The 2375-nt window shown below is 62.4% G+C and carries 1 protein-coding gene; it reads right to left on the bottom strand.

The window, feature by feature from the left end; genetic code table 11:
- Positions 1-77: 77 nt before the first annotated feature.
- A complete protein-coding gene (gene ltrA / locus J4D97_RS22745) occupies positions 78-1781 on the bottom strand; it encodes a group II intron reverse transcriptase/maturase (RefSeq protein ID WP_243900479.1) in 1704 nt (567 codons plus the stop codon).
- Positions 1782-2375 lie beyond the last annotated feature (594 nt).

The following is a 2375-nucleotide window of genomic DNA, read 5'->3' as shown; positions in this document are numbered from 1 at the left end:
GCGGCTCACGACGTTATGGTCAGCCGGGGAATCGCTCCCCCGGCTGCCACTTCAGAACCGTGCGTGAGACTTTCACCTCACACGGCTCCTCGTTGTGCACCGCTACTGCGGGCTGCCATACTGCCGTCCTGCCTGGTCTTTTGGTCGTGACAGTGCCGGTGCAGCAGTTGCAGGTTCGCCAACTCCTCCTTGCCGCCGCGTATTCGGGGTACGCGGTGGTCCTGTTCGAGTACGTCCGTATCCGTAAAGTAGAGCTTGCACCACCCGCAGCGCCCTGCCTGGCGCTTCAGCAGCGCACTCGTGCGCCGGCTCAAGCCGTGGTAGTCCCGCAGGCGGGCGCCCCAGTATGTCCATCGACTGTCGAAGGGGGAGCGGCTGCCCGCCACTTTGACGTGTCGTTTGATACGGGTGAGGCTATGCGTGTGCAGCCGCACGCCCTGCGGCGTGTTGAATTTCCAACTGCCTTGCTCTAGCCGCCAGTATTTGTGGACGATACGGCGTTTGTGCCTGCCGCTGTGCCGACGTGTGGCCCAGCGACGCAGCTTGTGGTGCAGGGTATAATCCAGTCGGGAGAAGACGTCTTTGGCCACCACGCCCGCGTAGTAGGCGCACCAGCCGCGTATCACCGGGTTCAGTTCCCGGATCAGAGCGGCCTGGGGTGAGCCACGCTGCCGGTACACGATTTCACCTAACCGGCGGTCGTGGCGCTGCTGCGCGGTACGCGAGGGCTTAATAAGCGTCTTGTATCCCAACGGGATGCCCCGTGGGCTCTTCCCCGAGTGGGTACGCCCCACCGGGAATTGCCGGACCGTCATGCCCAGAAAATCGAAGCCGGCCGCCTGCTGCGGCGCGTGGTGCAGGGTGTGCACGACGCGCGTTTTGGCCGGTTTCATGGCCAGTCCCAACGGCGCCAGCCAGTCCGCCAGCACCTGCCGACACGCTTCCACGACGTGTCGGTCTTCGTGCAGGACCACGAAGTCGTCGGCGTAGCGGATCAGGGTTACTTTCGGACTCAGGCGGGTGCGGCTGATGCGCCGTTGCCGGAAGTGCGTCTGGATGACCGTTTCCATGCCGTGGAGGGCGATGTTGGCCAGCAGCGGCGAGATGACACCCCCTTGCGGGGTGCCGGCTTCGACCGGCTGAAACACGTCGCCGTCCAGTACCCCGGCCCGCAACCAGCCGTTCAGCAGGCGTCGGAACAAGGGCATGGTGGCCACTTTGGCTAAGAGCCGTTCGTGGTCGATGCGGTCAAAACACTTCTCGATATCGGCGTCCAGTACCCACTTTGCCCGCTGGTTGATGCAGTTGTAGATGGCCCCTATGGCGTCGTGCGCTGACCGGCCGGGTCGGAAACCGTAGCTGTTGGGCTCAAACCGGGCTTCCCACTCGGGTTCCAGCGCCAGCTTGACCAGGGCCTGCAAGGCCCGGTCGCGCATGACGGGAATGCCCAAGGGGCGCTTTTCGGTCGAACCCGGCTTGGGTATCCAGACTCGGCGCAGGGGCTTGGCCGCGCACCGGAACGAAAGCTGACGGCTGAGCCGCAGGCGCTGCGTGTCGGTGAGCGATTTTACCCCGTCGATGCCGGCCGTGCGTTTGCCTTGGTTATCCTGGGTGACTTTGCGAACGGCCAGGAGTTTGGCCGCCCGGGACTTACTCAACAGTTTTTGGAGTTGGCGCACCTGGCGGGAATCCCCCCGCAGGCTGGCCTGGTAAATGCGTTTTTGCAGTCTGAAAACCGTGCGCTGGAGTTTCTTCCAGGGCAGGGCCTTCCATTCATCCATCTGCGGAGAGGCAGTGTCCATCGTCTTGACTGCTACTGGCTACATGTACCGATACACAACGGGCGCAAGTGGGCATATCCGCCGGCTTTCCCGGCAGCGTTGGCTTCTTGCGCCATCCTGCCACGGGCCGGCATGTAGCTGGCTGCCCACTGCCGAAGCAGAGCCGTCCCGTGGTTTCCCTGTTCCATCTGTCTGTTTCACGAAAGGGTAGCGCCCCACTTTGTCACCGGGTTGTGCTGCGAATGAGCAGCGATGGTCGGAAACGCATTACCACCGCTCGACAACCAGTCCCTTTTGGGCAAGCTTCTCATACTGGCTAAGCTTGGTCAACGTAACGATGAGTAGTGGATTCAGAATTCTTGCGCATGCTTTCACACTTGCGGGGATGGCCGGCCAGTCTCCGGCGTACCCGCGTTCTTTCCCGCTTCACCCGCCCGATTTGCCACGTCGGGCCGATGGGGAAAGCGTTTTCGCCCGCTCATCAGGGCGGCAGAGAATTGAACTCTGCACCAGACAGATAGTTATTCTTCAGCCCGAGCTAAAGAACGCCTGCTTAGGTAGTTCGCAGGCAACAGGTCGCACGTTGCCATCGTT

This window comes from Hymenobacter defluvii (assembly GCF_017589435.1).
Lineage (GTDB): Bacteria > Bacteroidota > Bacteroidia > Cytophagales > Hymenobacteraceae > Hymenobacter > Hymenobacter profundi.
Note: the sequence above shows the minus strand (reverse complement) of the source record. Positions and strands in the feature narration are given on the sequence as shown.

Coding starts and splice junctions, on each gene's coding strand:
- ltrA (WP_243900479.1), bottom strand. CDS start 1,781: ATGGATGAATGGAAGGCCCTGCCCTGGAAGAAACTCCAGCGCACGGTT.